The sequence below is a fragment of the Cupriavidus sp. 01L45 genome (genome assembly GCF_056399885.1).
In genome coordinates this window covers 1-18305 of sequence record NZ_JBFTSG010000051.1, presented here as the reverse complement: position 1 = coordinate 18305, position 18305 = coordinate 1, and the positions used below count along the sequence as shown (strand labels likewise).

At 67.6% G+C, this 18305-nt stretch carries 14 protein-coding genes; 3 read left to right on the top strand and 11 right to left on the bottom strand.

Features of this window, described 5'->3' with window-relative positions; genetic code table 11:
* Window positions 1–73 precede the first annotated feature (73 nt).
* Together AC1DT6_RS29300 and AC1DT6_RS29295 are read left to right on the top strand one after the other, a co-directional pair.
* A complete protein-coding gene (locus AC1DT6_RS29300) occupies window positions 74–865 on the top strand; it encodes a glycosyltransferase family 2 protein (RefSeq protein WP_441630576.1) in 792 nt (263 codons plus the stop codon).
* 181 nt (window positions 866–1046) lie between these two features.
* Window positions 1047–2135 (top strand): aromatic ring-hydroxylating oxygenase subunit alpha, encoded by a 1089-nt coding sequence (locus tag AC1DT6_RS29295; protein ID WP_045236811.1) that lies wholly within the window; start codon window positions 1047–1049, stop codon window positions 2133–2135.
* A gap of 66 nt (window positions 2136–2201) precedes the next feature.
* On the opposite strand, the gene AC1DT6_RS29290 is transcribed toward AC1DT6_RS29295, so the two are convergent.
* The 11 genes from AC1DT6_RS29290 to AC1DT6_RS29240 form a co-directional block, all read right to left on the bottom strand.
* The gene (locus AC1DT6_RS29290; protein WP_035862925.1) at window positions 2202–2957 is read right to left on the bottom strand and encodes an IclR family transcriptional regulator; all 756 of its coding nucleotides are present in this window, start codon (window positions 2955–2957) and stop codon (window positions 2202–2204) included.
* 141 nt (window positions 2958–3098) lie between these two features.
* Entirely contained in the window at window positions 3099–5627 is a 2529-nt protein-coding gene (locus AC1DT6_RS29285) for a TonB-dependent siderophore receptor (protein WP_477111816.1), read from the bottom strand.
* A 196-nt stretch (window positions 5628–5823) separates the two neighbouring features.
* Window positions 5824–6888, bottom strand: coding sequence for a FecR domain-containing protein (locus AC1DT6_RS29280; protein WP_477102553.1), 1065 nt, complete (start codon window positions 6886–6888; stop codon window positions 5824–5826).
* Window positions 6889–6931: 43 nt separating this feature from the next.
* On the bottom strand, window positions 6932–7441 hold the full coding sequence (locus AC1DT6_RS29275; RefSeq protein WP_441628557.1) for a sigma-70 family RNA polymerase sigma factor: 510 nt from the start codon (window positions 7439–7441) through the stop codon (window positions 6932–6934).
* Between the two features lie 119 nt (window positions 7442–7560).
* Window positions 7561–8961 (bottom strand): efflux transporter outer membrane subunit, encoded by a 1401-nt coding sequence (locus AC1DT6_RS29270; protein ID WP_477115154.1) that lies wholly within the window; start codon window positions 8959–8961, stop codon window positions 7561–7563.
* A gap of 5 nt (window positions 8962–8966) precedes the next feature.
* Window positions 8967–10976 carry a MacB family efflux pump subunit gene (locus AC1DT6_RS29265; protein WP_477111815.1) on the bottom strand — a complete coding sequence of 670 codons (2010 nt, stop codon included), beginning with the start codon at window positions 10974–10976 and terminating at the stop codon, window positions 8967–8969.
* Window positions 10973–12154 (bottom strand): efflux RND transporter periplasmic adaptor subunit, encoded by a 1182-nt coding sequence (locus AC1DT6_RS29260; protein WP_477115153.1) that lies wholly within the window; start codon window positions 12152–12154, stop codon window positions 10973–10975. Before AC1DT6_RS29260 ends, AC1DT6_RS29265 begins: the two co-directional genes overlap by 4 nt.
* 94 nt (window positions 12155–12248) lie before the next feature.
* On the bottom strand, window positions 12249–12611 hold the full coding sequence (locus AC1DT6_RS29255) for a DUF3325 domain-containing protein (protein ID WP_441628549.1): 363 nt from the start codon (window positions 12609–12611) through the stop codon (window positions 12249–12251).
* Window positions 12608–14236, bottom strand: coding sequence for a PepSY-associated TM helix domain-containing protein (locus AC1DT6_RS29250; protein WP_477115152.1), 1629 nt, complete (start codon window positions 14234–14236; stop codon window positions 12608–12610). Before AC1DT6_RS29250 ends, AC1DT6_RS29255 begins: the two co-directional genes overlap by 4 nt.
* Window positions 14233–14529, bottom strand: coding sequence for a DUF3649 domain-containing protein (locus tag AC1DT6_RS29245; protein ID WP_441628545.1), 297 nt, complete (start codon window positions 14527–14529; stop codon window positions 14233–14235). The genes AC1DT6_RS29250 and AC1DT6_RS29245 overlap by 4 nt, the downstream gene beginning before the upstream one ends.
* Window positions 14530–15181: 652 nt before the next feature.
* A complete protein-coding gene (locus AC1DT6_RS29240) occupies window positions 15182–17662 on the bottom strand; it encodes a heavy metal translocating P-type ATPase (protein ID WP_441628543.1) in 2481 nt (826 codons plus the stop codon).
* Between the two features lie 381 nt (window positions 17663–18043).
* Here AC1DT6_RS29240 and AC1DT6_RS29235 point away from each other — a divergent pair.
* On the top strand, window positions 18044–18305 hold a 262-nt coding region (locus AC1DT6_RS29235; RefSeq protein WP_477111814.1), incomplete at its 3' end, for a DUF2252 family protein.

The window sequence follows — 18305 nt, the reverse complement described above, 5'->3', positions numbered from 1 at the left end:
GGGTTGCCGGCATGCCTCCTGCCTCCTGTTCTTGCCGTTTTTGTTTTTTCACTGTTTCCAGATCCACCTTCGCATGATCAAGCCTTCCAACACCCATCTCGTCCTGATTCCCAGCTACAACCCTGGGGCCAAGGTTCGCGACACGGTGCGCGAGGCGCGGCGCCATTGGTCGCCGGTGTGGGTGGTGGTGGATGGCAGCACCGACGGCAGCACGCAATGGCTGCAGCAAGAGGCGGCAGCCGACCCGGGCTTGCGGGTGCTCGTGCTGCCCCGCAACCAGGGCAAGGGGGCTGCGGTGCTGCAGGGGCTGGAGCAGGCCGCGGCGCAAGGGTTCACCCACGTGCTGACCATGGATTCCGACGGCCAGCACCCGGCCGGCCTGATCGCCCCCTTCATGGCGGCATCGCAACGCGATCCGGGCGTCATGGTGCTCGGCCGCCCGGTCTTCGATGCCAGCGCGCCGAAGGCCCGGGTCTACGGGCGGCGTATCTCCAACGCCTGGGCCAACCTGGAAACGCTCTGGGCCGGCATCGGCGATTCGCTCTACGGCTTTCGCGTCTACCCGATCGCGCCGCTGCGTGCTGTCATGCGCAAGCAGCGCTGGATGCGGCGTTTCGATTTCGATCCCGAGGCGGTGGTGCGCATGTGCTGGCATGGCGTGCGGCCGCTGAACGTGGACGCGCCGGTGCGCTATTTCAGCGCCGAGGAAGGCGGCGTCTCGCACTTCAACTACGTGCGCGACAACCTCTTGCTGAGCGGAATGCATGCGCGCCTGCTCGCCGGCTTCCTGCTTCGCCTGCCGCTGCTGGCCTGCCGCCGCCTGTGCGCCCGGGACGGTGCGGCGTCCCGCATCACCGCGCCCTGACGGCGCCTCCTTCAAGCATGGCGTTTCTGTCGAACGCTGCCCATCCGGCGGCGTTCGCTTGCCGTCGGCTGTGTCCGGCCGCACATGCTTCGGCTTGCCTTCAGGTAGACTGATCTCTGAATGAGCTCCAGCCCATGCAGTCGGCCAATCGAGATTCCAGTCTTGCAAGGAGAAGTCCCCCATGCATGCAGTCCCGTTGCTAGATGGCAGTGCCAACGGTAGTCCCGCCGAAGTACCGATCCGCGACCTGCGTCGCGTCACCATTCATCCCGACTATTGGTATCCGCTAGCCTGGTCGCGCGAAGTCAAGCGTGGCAAGGCGCATGGCGTGCGCTTCGCGGGCGAGCCGATCGTGCTGGTGCGCACGGAATCCGGCGCGGTGTTCGCGCTGGAGGATCGCTGCGCGCACCGGCAGGTGCCGCTGCATGCGGGCGTGGTCGATGGGGAATCGATTCGCTGCTGCTATCACGGCTGGACCTACGACTGCACGGGCCGCTGCATCGATGTCCCTTACCTGGGCCGCGAGCGGCTGCCCAACGGGGTGCGCTCCTATCCTTGCCGCGAGGTGGAGGGCCTGATCTTTGTCTTCCCGGGCAGTGCTGTGCTCGCCGACGAAACGCCGCTGCCCGACCTTGGCTCGGTGGCCAACAAGGCGTACAAGACGCGCCGCTTCGGCCGCGAGGTCAAATGCCATTACTCGTTCATGCACGAGAACCTGATGGATATGAACCATCAGTTCCTGCACCGCCGGCAGATGGGCCAGATGCGCGCGCGCTCGCTCGGGCGCCGGCGGGGTGAGGGGTGGGTCGAGGTCGACTACACCTTCTCGCGGGAAGAGGGCAAGCAGCCGGTGGGCGAAGCGCTGGTGTTCGGCGGCGGCAAGAACGGCGGGCAGAGCGGCAAGGATGTGATGACGGTCCGTACCTGCTATCCCTACCAGACATTGCAGATCCGCACCTCGGAAGGGACGCTGGTGATGGATTTGTGGATCGTCTATGTGCCGCTCGACGCGGCGCAGCGCACCAACCGCACCTTCGGATTGCTGTCGATCAAGAAGCCCGGCATTCCCGGCGTGCTCAACCTGGCGTGGCCGCTGCTAGTGTGGTTCACCGAGCGGATCTTCAAGGAAGACCGCTGGATCGTGGAGGCGGAACAGGAAGCGCACGACAAGCAGGGCGCGGACTGGAACCACGAGGTGTTCCCGGTCATCAACGAGCTGCGCGACCTGCTGCGCGAGTGCGGCGAGCCGGAAGCGCCCGGCCCGGCCTGATAGCGGATTCCTGCCGGTCTATCGGTCTATCGGTCTATCGGCCTATCGGTCTATCGGGCTTTTCAGCTATTGGGCGAACCGGCTGCGCTCGTCGCGTTCCAGCGCCGAGCAGGCCGTCCTGAGCATGGCAGAGAAGCGCGTCAGCGCGGGTTCGATGCGATAGACCGGGCCCGCAATGGAAATCCCATAGCATTCGCCCGATAGCCGCACCGGCCAGGCCAGCGCGCCAACATCGGGCATCGACTCGCCCAGGTTGATAAAGCAGCCCAGCTCGGCGGACTTCTCCAATTCGGCTTCCAGCTGCGCCACGCCCGATATCGTGCGGGGCGTAAACCGCTCGAAGCTGAGTTGCGCCATCAGTGCGCGGCGCTCGTCCTCCGCCATGACGGACAGCAGCGCCTTGCCGATGGAGTTCGCGTGGAGTTCGCGCCGCTCGCCCGCGGTGGCGATATAGCGGATCGCGTGCGGGGATTCGAGCACGTCGAGGTACACCACCCACCGGCCTTCATGCAGCTTGCCGATCACCACGGTTTCGCCGGTGGCGGCACGCAGCTCGTTCATGGTGCCGTGCACGCGGTCCAGTACCGGATCGTGGCGCGCGATCTGTTGCGCCATGGCGAGCAGCCGGCCGGTGGGGTAATAGCCCTGGCGGCGGCCGGTCTCGTAGAGATAGCCCAGCGAAGTCAGGGTGCGGATCAGCGCCAGGCAGCTTGAGGCCGGCACCGCCAGCAGGCGGGCCAGTTCCGATAGCGAGAGCGCGCGCCGCTCGCGGGCAAAGGTCTCGATGATCTCAAGCACGCGCAGCGCCGTCTTCACGTTCATGGGCGGCGCTTTGTTGTCGTTGGCGGTCATGTGTGGTCAGGCCGCGCGCCTGGGGGGAGGGCACGGGCCGGGTTGGCCGGAAGATAAGCGATCATCATAGTCTATCGGCAAGCGACTTTCTTCCTCCCGGCCCGGCGCGCATCAGTAGCTCACGTTCAGCCCCAGGCGAAAGCTGCGCGGCGTGCCGTAGAACGACGAACTGGTGCTGGTGTAGTAGCGCTTGTCGAGCAGGTTGTAGAGGTTGAACGTCGCTGAGACATTCCTGGTGATGGCATAACGTGCCATCAGGTCCACCACCGAGTAGCTCCCCTGCGTGAAGCGCACCCCGAGCGGCCCCTGGTTGTCGCTGTAGGTCTGGTTCTGCCAGCGCAAGCCGCCACCTACCGTCAGGCCGTTGCCAATGGCGGCAATGCGGTATGTGGTGAACAGCTTGAGGGTGTCCTGCGGGATATTGGTGTTGAGCGCCTTGCCGTCTTTGTCCGTGCTGAGGTTGCGTGCGAAGCTGGCGGTTGCCTGCCAGTCACGCGTCAGTTCGCCCGAGACTTCCAGCTCGTAGCCGCGGGTCTTGGCGCCGGATGCGCCGTAGTAAGCCTGCGAGCCGTCGGGCGCGAGGGCGCCGGGGATGGCCACCGCCAGGTTGTCCTGCTTGACCCAGTAGAGCGCGCCGCTGAGGTTCAGGCGGTTGTTGAAGAACGCGCCTTTGCCGCCGATTTCATAACCGTTGCCAACCAGGGGGTCGAGGAAGCTGCCGTTGACTGTCCGGTTGTTTTGCGGCTTGAAGATATTGGTATAGCTGGCGTAGGCCGACCAGTGCTTGCTCAGGTCGTAGACCAGGCCGACGTATGGGGTGATCTTGCCGGTCTCCGAGCGGTTGTCCACCGACGTCGTACCGGAAGCGTAGTCGAGCGTGCTGTTGTCGTTGCGCCAGCTCGTGACGCGCGCACCGAGCAGCACGGACAAGCTGTCGGTCGGGCGCAAGCGGGCGGTGGCGTAGGCGCTGGTGCTCTGCTCGGTGAACCTGGTGGTGCCGTTGGGCGGGGTCTCGGGGGCTGCGGGGGTGCGGCCGTCCCACGTGTAGATGTTGGCGATACTGCTGTCCCAGCCAGGGAAGCGCCAGAGCCCATACGTCTGTGTGTTGTAGGTGGTCCGTGCGAAGGTGGTGCCGAGCACAAGCTCATGCTCGCGGCCGAGCAGGCTGAAGGGCCCCGTCGCGTAAAGATCGAAGCTGGTTTGCTCCGGTTTGGCGCCCCATCGTCCCGCCCATAGACCCAGGCCGGCACCGGTGCTCTGCACGGGATATCCGTTGGAGGCATATCCCATCAATTCGTCGTAGGCGTAGGTGTCGTGGCTAAGCGTGCCCTTGACGCGCCAGCTATTGTCGAACTTGTGCTCCAGCGAGGCGAACACGGTCTGGTTGCGCCGGGCCGAATAGGCCCAGTCGGCGGCCGCCGACTTCGAGCGGGCCCATGCCGTGCGCGTGCCGTCCGCAAAGTACAGCGGCAGGCCGGAGCGCGCGTGGCCCGTCAGGTCGAAGCTCTGCCACGAGAACCCAACGGTGGCCAGCGTGGATGGGGTCAGGTCGGCCTCGACCACGCCGTAGAAGATTTCACGGCGCTCATGCAGGCGTTCGATGTTGCCGTTGTTTTCCTGGTACGCGGCGACCAGGCGGCCGCGTACGGTGCCGGCCTGGTTCAGCGGGGAGGACACATCCGCCCCAAAACGCCGATAGTCCCACGAGCCGCCCTCGACACTGACGGAGGCCTGGAAATCCCGCGCCGGGCGCTTGCGCACCAGGTTGATGGTGGCCGCCGGCGAGCCGATGCCGTTCATCAGCCCGGTGGCACCGCGTACCACTTCCACACGGTCGTAGATGGCCATGTCGTTAGTCTGGAACAGCGAGTTATAGCCGCTGTTCAGCTGCAGCACGCCGTCGAGCTGGTAGTTCTCCACCTGAAAGCCGCGCGAGTAGACCGAACTGGTGTCGGAGCCCAGGTTGCCGCTCTGGTTGAGGATCAGGCCGGGCGTCTGGGTGATCACGTCGGTGAGCTGCGTCAGGCCCTGGTCGTCCATCTGCTGGCGGGTTATGACACTGACCGATTGCGGTGTTTCACGCAGGGTGATGGCCAGCCGGGTGGCGGTGTTGCTCTCATCGCTGGTGTACAAGCCGGTGCCCTCCGTGACGCCGTCGCCCGGCCCGTTTGCCGTGACCTTCACCTCCGCCAGCATGGGGCCGCCGGCTTCGGCGCCCGCCGCGGACGGCGCGCTGCGCTTGCGCAGGCGATAGCCTCCGCTGGGCCCACTGACCGCTTCGAGCTGCTGGCCGGACAGCAGCGCGGCCAGCGCTTCGGTCACGGTATAGGTGCCGTGCAGGCCTTCGCTGTGCAGGCCTTTGGTGAGCTCCGGATCGATGGCGACCAGCACGCCCGCCTCGCGGCCAAAGCGGCCGAGCACCTGGTCCAGCGAGCCGGCGCCAATGTCGTACTGCTTGCCGCTGGCCGGTGCCGCCTGGGCGCGGGCGAGGGTCGGCGCCAGCGTGGCCACGCCCAATGTGGTGCCTAGCACAGCCGCGCGCAGCGCAAGCGCCAGCGGGGTGTGCCGATAGCGGCCGCGGGGCTGCGACAGTAGCGTGGTGCCTTGCGGGTTCGTGCAAGGGCTGGGGCGGTGCGCCATGATGCTGGTTCCTCTGGATTCTTGTGTGATGGAAGGGCGGTGGGCTGCATGGCTCTGCAGCGCCGCTAATTCACTTGATGCGCGAGAAGCGAAAAGCTGCCGCGCGCGGACGAAGATTTCCAGGGAGGAGGCGGGATACTTGCCGGCCGCTGCCGGATCAAGGCATGGGAGCGAAGCGCTGGAACGTGCCGTGGCCTTATTTCGGTGCCACCGAGACCCAGTAGCGCGTGAAGTAACGCACCCGCACAGGCAGCGTTTCTTCGAGGATGGCAAGCACCGCATCGGTATCGTCGAGCGGGAAGGCGCCAGACACGCGCAATGCGGCCAGCGACGGATCGCAACGCAGGGAGCCGGCGCGGTAGCGCGCCAGCTCCGCGATGAACCGGGCCAGCGGCATTTGTTCCGTCACCAGCATGCCGTCCAGCCAGGCGCCGGCCTGCGGGTGAACGGAGGCCGGCGTGTCGATGGCGGTGGCGGTGAAGACAGTCTCCTGTCCCGCATCGAGGCGAAGCGGCGCGCTTAGCTGGCGGGCCCGGATCCGCACCGCGCCTTCGAGCACGGAGACAGCGATCGGATCGCGCTTGTCGCCGCTGCCGTCCGGCGCCAGCACGCCATCGCGGACGATAAAGCGCGTCCCAATGGGTGTGATGCTGCCGTTGCGGGTCGCCACCGAGAACGGTCTTCCGGCCGGGTCATGGCCGGTGGTCACCTGGATCTCGCCGGCCAGGAAGACAAGTTCGCGCTGCATCGGCGTAAAGCGGACGTCGATGGCGCTGCCTGTGTTGAGCACGACGCGGGTGCCGTCGGCCAGTTCGATGGTGCGGCGCTCGCCGCTGCCGGTACGGTGGTCCGCCGTCCAGGTGTTCCAGTTGCGCCAGGACAGTTGCTCGCGCGCCAGGCAGACCCCGCCCGCCGCGACACCCAGGCCGGCAATCGACTTCAGCGCGGCGCGCCGCGAGGCCCGGCGGGCGGTGCCCGCGGTGCTGGCCGTGTGCAGGGCCTTGCGGGCGACGGCCGCCGGCATCTGGTCCAGGCCGGCGCGCAGATCCTGCCCGAGCAGGGCCATGCGCCGCCAGGCCAGTTCGTGCGCAGGATCGGCTTGCCGCCATTGCTCGCACGCGGCGTGGTCGGCAGCGGTGGCCGCGCCCGACTGCAGCCGCGACATCCAGTCCGCCGCCTGTGCGATGACGTGCGGTTCGATGCGTGCGCTTGCACGGGCATCGCTTGCCTGCGGCGCAAGCTGGGGTGTGAAGGGTTTCATGGTTGCCGCGAGGCCATGGGCAATCGGGGCGGGGATGCCGGCGTCATCCGTAGACCGCGGTGTAGCAATGCAGGAAGGCCTTGCTCATCCATTTCTGCACGACGTTGACGGTGACGTCGAGCCGCTGCGCGATCTCGCGGTAGGCCAGGCCATCCAGTTGCGACAGCAGGAAGGCTTCGCACACGCGTGGGGGGAGCTGGTCGAGTACCGTGCTCACGGCGGTCAGCGCCTCTACCACCAGCGCGCGGGTTTCGGGCGAAGGGGCGGTGGCTTCCGGCTGGAGGGCCAGCGCTTCGAGATAGGCGCGCTCAAGCGCGAGGCGGCGGAAATATTGCGCCGTCAGCCGGCTCGCCACAGTGGTCAGGTAGGCACGCGGCTCGCGCAGCGAGCTGGCGTCGCAGGCCACCAGCAGGCGGGTGAACGTATCCTGGGCCAGGTCGGCGGCGTTGTCCGCATTGCCCAGCTTGCGCCATAGCAGGTTGACCAGCCAGCTGTGGTGGTTGCGGTAGAGCGTGTGGAGTTCCGACTGGGGAAGCGTGTCTGCCGTGGCCATGGCGCCTGGATAATGCGGGCGCCATGCGCCAAACGCTATTGAGAATGATTCGCATTGTATGCGAGGTCGCTACTCAAAAACAAGGCGTGCTTCTGCCGTGAGTGGGCGGGCACATCTCCCTACCATTGCGTATCCGGCCTCCATCCGCCGCCAAGGGCCTTGTACAGGAGCACCGAGCCTTGCAGGGCAGCCAGGCGCAACTGGGCGGCATCGTCCTCGGCGGCGTAAAAGGTGCGTTGGGCGTCCAGCACGATCAGCAGCGTTTCCGCGCCGGCGCGATAGCGGCGTTCCGCCAGCGCGAAGGCGCGCCGGGCCTGCGCCAGCTCCTCATCCTGTGCGATACGCTGGGCGCCGACGCCGGCGATGGTGTTGAGCGCCACTTCCACATCGCCCGAGGCCGCGACGATGGCGCGGCGGTAGTCCGCCAGCAATTCCTGCTTCTGCGCGATGGCCATGTCATGCCCGGCGGCCAGCCGTCCGGCGTTGAATATCGGCGCCAGCACGCCGGCGGCGATGGCGTAGACCGGGTTCTCGAACAGGGTGTGCAGGCGGTCGCTTTGCCCGGTGGCGCTGGCGGTCAGGGCGAGGCGCGGCAGCATCAGCGCGCGGGCCACGGCGATATTGCCGTCGGCGGCCGCCAGCCTGGCCTCTGCCGCGGCCAGGTCGGGGCGGCGCGTAAGCAGTTCGGCGGGCAGGCCGCTGTCGATGGCGGGATCGCGCAGGCCGGCAAGGCTGGCGGTGCTGATTTCGAAGCTGCTGGCGGACTGCCCCAGCAAGATCGCCAGCGCGACCTGGCTGTCGTTGGCGCGTTGCGCCAGCAGGCGCAAGGTGCGCTCCCGGCCGGCCACCAGGCCGCGCTGCTGCGCCAGTTCCAGCGCGGTCGCGCTGCCGGCGCGCTGGCGCGCATCGACCACGGCCAGTACGCCGCGGGCATTGTCCAGCATGCGGGTGGCAATGGCGATGCGCTCGCGCAGGCTGACGGTTTGCAGCCAGGCCAGCGCGACTTCGCCGGTCACCGACAGCGTGACGGCATCCTGCGCGAAACCGGCCGCGCGCAAGGAGGCGGCGGCGCTGCCTGCGGCGGCGCGGTTGCCGCCCCACAGGTCCACTTCATAGCTGGCCGCGAGCCCGAGGCGGAAATTGGCCGAGCTGTCGCTGCTGCTGATGCCCGAGCCGCCATAGCGCCGGGCGTCGGCGGAGCCGGTGAGCTCCGGCAACAGCGGTGCGCGGGCAATGGTGACACTGGCGCGTGCCTGCTGCACCCGGGCGTATGCGGCGGCGATGCCGGGATTGTCGGCGCGGGCCCGCCGCACCAGCGCATCCAGTTCGGCATTGCCTAGCGATTGCCACCAGTCGATGCTGACCGGATCGGCGCCGGCCCGGTCCGGGGGCGCGTAGCGCCATTGCGCGGGCGTGGCGGGCAGCGGGGCCTCGGGTGTGGCCTTCGTGGCGCAGCCGCCGGTGGCCAGCGCGGTCGCCAGCAAGGCCGCGCGCAGGGCGAGGGAAGTCAGGGCGCTCATGGTTGTCATTCGCTTGCCAGTGCTTGTACGGGGTCGAGGCGAGCCGCCTGGCGGGCTGGCATGTAGCCGAACAGCAGGCCGGTGGCTACGGCGCAGCCAAAGGCGCCGGCGATGGCCGTGAGCGAGAAGATCACCGGCACCCTGGCCAGTTGCAGGGCAAGGCCCACGGCGATGCCGAGCACCACGCCCGTTACGCCGCCGAGCAGCGATACCAGCACGGCTTCGGTCAGGAACTGGCGCAGGATGTCGCGCTGGCGCGCGCCGGTGGCCATGCGGATGCCGATCTCGCGGGTGCGCTCGCGCACCGTCATCAGCATGACGTTCATCACGCCGATGCCGCCGACCAGCAGCGAGATGGCGGCAATCAGGCCGAGCATCAGTGTCATGGTGCGTTCGGTCTCCGCGCTTACGCGGATCGACTCCGCGCGGTTGTACACGCGTGCATCCTGGTTGCCGCGCCGGGCGGCGAGGGCGGCCAGGATGGCCTGCTCGGTCTGTCTGGCTTGCTGCATGTCGCGGATTGAAACCGCGACCCAGGTGGGATAGGGATTGCCGTAGAGCCGCGCGCTGGCCGTGGAGAAAGGCACCACCACGCGCTCGTCCTCGTCGGCGTTGCCGGCCAGGGCACCCTTCTCGGCGAGCACGCCGATGACCTGGAACGGCACGCTGTCCAGCAGGATGGTCTGGCCGATGGGGTCACTGCCGTCCTCGAACAAGGCATCGCGCACGCGCTTGCCAATTACCGCAACCTTGCCGAGATCGCGTTCGTCGCGGGCGTCGAAGTACACGCCCTCGGCCAGCCCCCAGTCCAGCGCCGCGGCAAAATCCGTGGTGGCGCCGCCGCCTTCGGTGCGGTGGTCGACATTGCCGCGCCGCGCCATCACGAAGCCTTCGATATACGGCATGGCGAGTTCCACATTCGGCACGCCGCGGATGGCCTCCACATCGGCCAGCGTGAGCGGCCCGCTCCGGTCGCGGCTGGTCGGGGGCAGCACGCCCACATACATCTTGTTGGCGCCGAACACCGCCATCTTCTTCATCACCTGGTACTGCGAGCCGCTGCCGATCGCCATCATGACGATCACCGAGGCGACGCCGATAACGATGCCGAGCAGGGTCAGCCCGGTGCGGAAACGGTTGCTCCACATCACGCGCCACGCGGCGCGCGCGGCCTCGGCCACGTCGGCCGCGAGCGAGGCATGGCGGTCCTTGCCCGCGCGCATGCGGGCAAGCAGTTGGGCGGCGTCGTTGGCGCCTTGGGCGGGCGGGTTGGCATCGGCGGCCTCGGGCGCCGCATGGCGAGCGCTGGCGGAGTCCGATATCACCAGCCCGTCGCGGATCTCGATCACGCGGCGGGCCTGCGCCGCGATGCCGCGATCGTGCGTGATCAGGATCACCGTGTGCCCGGCAGCCGCCAGCCCCGACAACAGCGCCATGACCTCGGCGCCGCTGCGCGAATCGAGCGCGCCGGTGGGTTCGTCTGCCAGGATGATGCGTCCGCCGTTCATCAGCGCCCGCGCGATCGACACGCGCTGCTGCTGGCCGCCGGAGAGCTGGCCGGGGCGATGGCCGGCGCGTCCGGCAAGGCCGAGCTGCGTGAGCAGCGCCTCCGCGCGGGCCTGCCGGGCGGCGGTGGGCTGGCCGGCATAGATGGCCGGCACTTCCACGTTCTCGCGCGCCGTTTCGGTGGCGATCAGGTGGTAGCCCTGGAACACGAAGCCGAAGGCTTCGCGCCGCAGCCATGCCAACTGGTCGGCGTCGAATCCCGCCACGTCCTGTCCACAGATCAGGTAGCTGCCTTCGCTGGGACGGTCCAGGCAACCCAGCAGGTGCATCAGCGTCGATTTGCCCGAGCCGGAACTGCCGACGATGGCGACGAACTCGCCCGCCTCGATGCGCAGCGAGATACCGCGCAGCACTTCGGTGGCAGGGCTGGCGCCGTCGCTGCCGCCGCCATAGCGCTTGCGGATGCCGCGCAGCTCCAGCAGTGCCGGTGGGTTCAAGGGCAGGTTCACAGGCGGAACCTCGGCATGTCGTCTGCAGGCTTGCGCTCGCCGGTGATCAGCCGGTCGCCTTCGCGCAGCCCATCGACGATGTGCGCGCGCAAGCGGTCTTGCACGCCAACGCGGATCTCACGCGCCTGCGCCTTGCCGGCAGTGTCCAGCACACGGGCGCGGAAGCGGTCGGGCCTGCCGTCCACGGCCTGCAGCGCGGCCAGCGGGGCGACCACCACGCCGCGCGCTTCGGCGGAGACAAAGGAGACCTGGGCGGTCATCTGCGGCATCAGTTCGCCATCGCTGTTCCCGACGTCGAACAGCACGGTGTACAGCACGACCTTGCTCGCCGGCGTGGCCTGCTGGTTGCCCTGCGTCTGCTGGGCCTGGCTGCCCGGGGTCGGCGGCGCCGGCAGCACCTGGCGCACCTTGCTGCGCCAGCGGCGCTGCTCGCCGCCCAGCGTGGTGAAGCTGACCTGCATGCCCGGGCGCACGCGGCGCACGTCTGCCTCCGACACCTCGGTCCACACCGTCATGGTGGCGAGGTCGGCAATGCGCAGCAGCGCGGGCGTCTGGTAGGTGGCGTTCAGGGTTTGCCCCTGGCGTGCTTCCAGCGTGACCACCGTGCCGGCCATGGGCGCGTAGATGCGCGTGTAGCCCAGCTTGGCGACGTCGCCGTTCAGGGTGGACTGCGTTTGCTCGATCTGCGCCCGCAGGCGGGCCATGCGCGCAGCGGCGGTCTTGAGCGCGGCCGCGGCGGTTTGCACGTCTTCGTCGCGGGTGGCCTCCTGGCCAGCCAGGTGGCGCTGGCGCGCATCCTGCTGTTGCGCCAGCATGTGCAGCGCTTCCTGTTCGGCAAGTTGTGCCTTGAGGCCGGCCAGTTCGGCGCGGCCGGCATCCACCGTGGCACGCGGCACGCTGGCATCGATCTCGGCCAGCGACTGGCCTTGTTCCACGGTGTCGCCCACCTGCACGAGCAAGCGGGTGATCTGCCCGGAGACCTGCGCCCCCACGTCGACATAGCTGCGTGGATGCAGGGTGCCGAGCGCGGTGACGCTGGTTTCGATGTCGCCGCGCGCGATGGTGACGGTGTCGTAGCGCGGTGCGGCGTCCGTGCTCCACCAGGCCACGGCGCCTAGCGCGGCGAGGGCCAGGACGGCGATGCCGGTGATGGGAAGGAGTCGGTGAGGCTGCGCCATGCGTTAAGGGTTTTCCGGTTGACCAGGTGAGGGCGCGGTCCGGGGTGGCCGCGCCGCGGAAGTTGAACTGGCATGTGAGGCACGCTGGCAAGCCCTACGCCGGCACCGCCAGCCTGGCGGCGGCAAAGACCGTCGCCGGCAAGGCCAGCGCCGCTGCCGTTCGGGGGTGATAAGCCAGTATCAGCACGTAAGCCAGGGCGCCGGCGCAGAGCGAGCCGGCCCAGACCACGGCGCCGATGCTGGCGCCCCAGCCGCGCAGGCAGGGCCAGGCCGCCAGGGCGAGCAGCAGCCAGCCGCAGCCGCGCAGCAGCCAGCGTGCCGGAGGGGCGGGATCGCGCCGCCAGATTTGTCCGTGGTGCCGGTCCATGGCGAGGCTGAGGCTGGCCATGCCGGCGTAACACAAGGCCAGGGTTGCCGAGGCGGCCAGCGCCGGGGGCATCGATATCAGGGCCATCATGCTTCTCCCGGCGTGGCCGCCGCGCCGGCACGCCTGCCTGGCGAACGGGGCATGGCCTGGCGGCCGGCCCGGCGCACCCTGGCGGCGGCCCACAGCAGCAGGGTGCCAAGGGTGAGGGCGCCGAGTTCCAGGCCGGCGCTTTGCCAGTCCCCGAGCGAGGCATAGCGCAGCAGGTGCCAGCCCGTGGTCAGCGCATTGAGCAGCGGCAGGATCAGGCAAAGCAGGCCGGCCAGCGCCAGTTGGCGCGGCCACGCTTTGGCCGGCTGGCTGGCCAAAGCGTGCACCGTGGCTGCCAGCCAGATGGAGAAGAACACGGCGATTTCCCACTCGTGGCGCGCCTCCAGCGCCACCGGGAGCAGGCGGTTGCCCCAAAGGTAGGCAGCGCAGGCAATCGCCAGGCCGGCGACGGCTGCCACGTTGAGGCGGTCGATGGTGCCGTAGACGCGCGCGCTGGCGGCGCCGAACTCGCGCGCCTTGCGGTTGCCGCGCTTGGTGGAGAACAGCAGCAGGCCGGTGGCGATCATGGCGGAGCCCGCCAGGCCGCAGGCAAGGTAGAGCCACCTCACCGCATTGCCGCCGAAGCGCGCCATATGCAGCGTGCGCATGACCGAGCCGGCGACCAGCGGCGCCGCGCCGCCGGTGCCCAGCATCTCGTCCTCGGCGTGGGCCGACAAGTAGGCGCCGGTGACGCCGTCGTAGCGGAACTCGCGCTGCGACGAAAAGGCGAGGCCATCGTAGCGATAGAGGCCGGCAATGCTGACAGTGGCGTTGCCGCGCCCGGGCCGCGCCACCGCCACCGAGGCGATCGCGTTTGCGCCGGCGTCGTCCGCCGCAGCCAGCCGTGCGCGTGCATCGGCCAGCAGCGTGGGCAATGCCACCAGCGTGGCGGGCGCGCCGGGAGGAGGCAGGACCTTGGGCTCGAGCCAGCCGGCCCGCCCGAGCACGCCGAACAGCTTGGCTTCGCTGCCTTCGTAGTACGTCCGGATCCCCGCCGGCATGGTATCGGGCCACCAGATGATGAGTCCCGTGTACGAGATCATGAACAGGAAGGGCAGCGTCAGCACGCCCAGCGCATTGTGCGCATCGAGCCAGGAGCGCTGGCCCTTGCCCGGCCGGAAGGTGAAGAAATCCTTGAAGAAGCGCTTATGGGTGACGATGCCCGATACCAGCGCTACCAGCATGGCCATGGTGGCGAAGGCGACGATCCATACGCCCAGCATGCCGCCGTGCAGTTCATAGTGGAAGAGCACGAAGTGATGGCCGCCCAGCGTGTCTCGCGGTGCCGGCAGCACGGCGCCGGTGTTGGGGTCGAGGCGGATCTCGCCACCGGCCTGCCCGTCCCAGTGCACATGCATGGCGGCGTCTTCGGGCGAGGGAAACTCGATTTCCCAGTGGCCGGATTGCGGCGCATGGCGCTCCAGGTAGCGCTGGGCGTGGGCCAGCGCCTGCGCCGGGTCGGGCATTCCGGCGCTGACTTCCAGCCGCTCCGGCTGCATCCAGCGCGTGATGGCGCCGTCGAACACGCTAAGGCTGCCAGTCAGGAACACGGCGAACAGCAGCCAGCCCAGCCACAGGCCACACCAGGTGTGCAGCCATGCCATCGATTGGCGGAACGTCMCTTTCATGGCAGGCCTCGCGTCCAGTGCCCGGCCGCGGCGGTTGCAAGCAGGACGGCGGATGGCGCCAGCAGCCCCAGCCAGGCGCGGCGGGCCGAGCGGGCCGCGAAGGCCCAGAGCGCCGCGCCGGTGTAGATGGCGTAGCTGAGCAGGCTGGTGGTCATGACGGCTTCGGCCCGCAGGCCAGGCAGCACCGCGGCGCAGGCCAGGATGCTGGCGGAGGCGAGCAGGTAGCCGCCCAGGATCGCCGCGGCCGCGCGCGATGCAATCCGCATGGCTTGGGAGGGGGCGGGATGCTTCATGCGGCAGCGCTCGCAAGGGGCGGCGCGCAAGAGCGGCCGGTGTCCGGGGGCAGGCGGGGAGCCAAGGTGCGGTTTTCCTTTCCGAAAAGGGGGTGGAGACAGGGTGGTGGCCGGGTGGTTCACGCGACGCCGGGCATAAGCTCGCAGCGTCTCTGTATCCCTGACGCACGAGATCGGAGAATCTGCCGGGCCGCCGGAGAAATTTTTGCCGCCTGCCGTGGCGAGCGCCACCGGCCCCTGACCGGGCTTGGCGGATCAGGTGGTCAGGAACCGTTATGGGGCAAGGGGAATGCGGAAAGGGGAAGCGGCGGGGCGGCCGGCGAAGCTCGCCGATCCTCTCATTTTCGCATCGCCGGCTTGTATGGGCAGACGCGATGGGAGACGTCACACGGGAGCCCTCGACTACTGGATGATTGCCGGGCCGGTACTCCCTGATCTGACATTGAATTCCTACGGTGAATTGCTGCTTGCCAGGCTGGCGTTGTCCGGGGGAATGCCAGGGTTCGCCGCGGCAAACCGGGCGACGCCGGGAGCCGGCCGCTTGGTAGCCGCTCACGCCAGTTGGGCTGTCCTTCGAGATTCATACCATGGCGATGCTTAACCAAAAAGCCCGCCTACACGGCTATGACCTCCCGGCCGGACCAGTCTCGCCTCAAGCCTTGACCGCGAAGGGGGCAACGAAGCCGCGCAGCCGCAGCGCGTTGGTAAGGACAAACACGCTGGACAAGGCCATGGCGCCTGCAGCAAACACCGGCGAAAGCAAGTTGCCGTTGACCGGGTACAGCAGGCCAGCCGCGACCGGAATCAGGGCAGCGTTGTAGGCAAACGCCCAGAACAGGTTCTGCTTGATGTTGCGGATCGTGGCCTTCGACAATGCAATCGCGTTGGGCACGCCACCCAGGTCGCCGGACATCAGCACCACGTCCGCCGCCTCGATGGCAATGTCCGTGCCTGTACCGATAGCAAGTCCCACATCGGCCTCGGCCAGCGCCGGCGCGTCATTGATGCCATCGCCCACATACGCGATAGGACCGTACTGCTTCTTAAGCCGCTGTACCGCCTCGACCTTGCCGTCGGGCAGCACTTCGGCAACCACCTCATCAATGCCCAACTGGCGGGCGATTGCCTCGCCGGTGCGACGGTTGTCGCCGGTGATCATGGCAACCTTCAGGCCAAGGCCGTGCAAGGCCTGGATGGCGGCCGCCGTAGTTTCCTTGATCGGGTCGGCTACGGCAATCATGGCTGCAAGCCGGCCATTGATAGCTGCGTACAACGGTGTCTTGCCTTCGTCGCCCAGGCGCGCCGCATCCGCGCTGAACGCTTCGACATCCAAGCCCAGCTTCCGCATGAAGCGATCGGCGCCAATCTCGACCAGATCGCCATCCACCCGGGCGCTGACCCCAAAGCCCGTAATCGAATCGAACTGCCCGATGGTGCCCAGGGCGATCTTTTGCGCCTTGGCGGCATCGACGATGGCCTGTGCAATCGGGTGTTCGGACTTCGCTTCGACAGTGGCTACCTTGCCCAGCACCACTGACCGTTCGAGTCCCGGGGCAACGATCAGATCCGTCAGTTCGGGACGCCCTTTGGTCAGCGTTCCGGTCTTGTCAACGGCCACCACCCTGGCGTCCTTCAGGGATTGCAGTGCCTCGCCCTTGCGGAACAACACGCCCATTTGCGCCGCGCGCCCGGTGCCCACCATGATCGACGTCGGCGTCGCCAGGCCCATCGCGCACGGGCAGGCAATAATCAGCACGGCAACCGCGTTGACAAGCGCGAATGTCAGGGCGGGGTCCGGTCCGAAACTCAGCCAGATAACGAACGTCAGCGCGGCGGCGGCCATGACTGCCGGCACGAACCACATGGTGATGCGATCGACCATCGCCTGGATCGGCAGCTTGGAGCCTTGCGCCTGCTCGACCATGCGGATGATCTGCGCCAGCACGGTGTCGTTGCCGACTTTGGTGGCGCGGAATGTCAGCGCGCCGTTCTGGTTGACAGTGCCCCCCACCACTTCCGAGCCGGGCTTCTTTTCCACGGGTACCGGTTCGCCACTGATCATGGATTCGTCGATGAAGCTATTGCCGGCCACGACTTCGCCGTCCACAGGAATGCGCTCGCCGGGACGAACTTCGATCAGCTCGCCCGCGACCACTTCTTCGATAGGAACCTCAAGCGTCGCGGCATCACGCACCACACGCGCGGTCTTGGCCTGCAAACCGAGCAGCCGCTTGATCGCTTCCGAGGTGTTGCCCTTGGCGCGGGCTTCCATATAGCGGCCAAGCAGGATCAGCGCCACGATGACAGCGGCGGCTTCGTAGTAGACATTGACCGTGCCGGCGGGAAGCAGGCCCGACGCAAACGTAGCCACGGCCGAGTAGGCATAGGCGGCGGAGGTACCTACCGCCACCAGCGAATTCATATCCGGCGCACCCCGCAGCAGCGCCGGGATGCCCTTCTTGAAGAAACGCAGCCCCGGCCCGAACAGCACGATGCTCGAGAGCACGAACTGGATATACCAGCTGTTCTGCGTGCCGATGCTTTTTGCAATCACGTGGTGAAACGCCGGAACCAGGTGCGCGCCCATCTCCATGATGAAAACGGGGAGGGCGAAAAGCGTGGCAATCGTCAGGGCGCGCCTTAGCGACTTCAGTTCGACAGCCTGGCGCTCGGCCACGGCATCGGTGTTGCTGGTGTCGCCCGAGATGACCTGCGCCTCGTAGCCTGCCCTGGCAACGGCCTGGATCAGGGCTTCGGGCGAGGTGCCGCCAGCGGCGCTGATCCGCGCGCGCTCAGTCGCGAGGTTGACGGTTGCATTGTTGACGCCCGGTACGGCTTTCAGGGCCTTTTCGACGCGGCCCACGCACGAGGCGCAGGTCATGCCCGTTACCGATAACTCAATGGTGCTCGAAGCCACGTTATAGCCGGACTTCTGCACCGCCTGCACAGCGGCCTCGACATTCGGTACCCCGTCAAAAGTGATGTCGGCGCGCTCGGTCGCGAGGTTGACGCTGGCCTTGTTCACGCCTGGCACGGCCCTCAGGGCCTTTTCGACGCGGCCCACGCACGAAGCGCAAGTCATGCCTTCGACCGGGATGCTGATCGCAACACTGCCTGTCGGGCTGGAACTCATCACTGCTCCTTGAAAAATTGGGAAGCTCCTTCATAACGGTGGCCACTTTAGAGCTTCCGATTATGTCAAGGTCAAGCATCCGGACGGAGTATTTAGCCGAATCTGCCGAAAAAGCGTCTCCGCGCGATGCGGCATAAATTGGTCTGCCCTGGTTGATTCTCGATCTCTTCTTGGATCTACCGCTTCGCTTTCTGGCGTGCCCGTTCTTTCCACTCACGGGCGATGGCGGCGACAGTCCCGTCGTGACGCAGCGCGGCACCCGCAACCAGATCCCTTATGGGGCGGGGGTGGCCTATGCTACGGAGATAGGCGAGCGTTGCAATCCCTACCGGCAATAACACAGAAAAGCACAGAGACAGAGCCGAAATTCAAGGAGCGCTTGTGGACACCCCTGTAGACATCGAATCCCGCCGCGAACGCGGCAAGGGCACGCGCAAACACGTTCCCCGCAGCGCGCATGTCGCGGTCGGCAACGTCGAACGAGATCCCGTCGAGTTGCTGGAGATCAACAGCGCCGGCCGTGTCGAACGGCTGGTGCCGCTGCGCTATGGCCGCATGATCGAATCGCCTTTCACCTTCTACCGTGGCAGCGCCATCATCCAGGCGCATGACCTCGCCGGTACGCCGAATTCAGACATCCCCA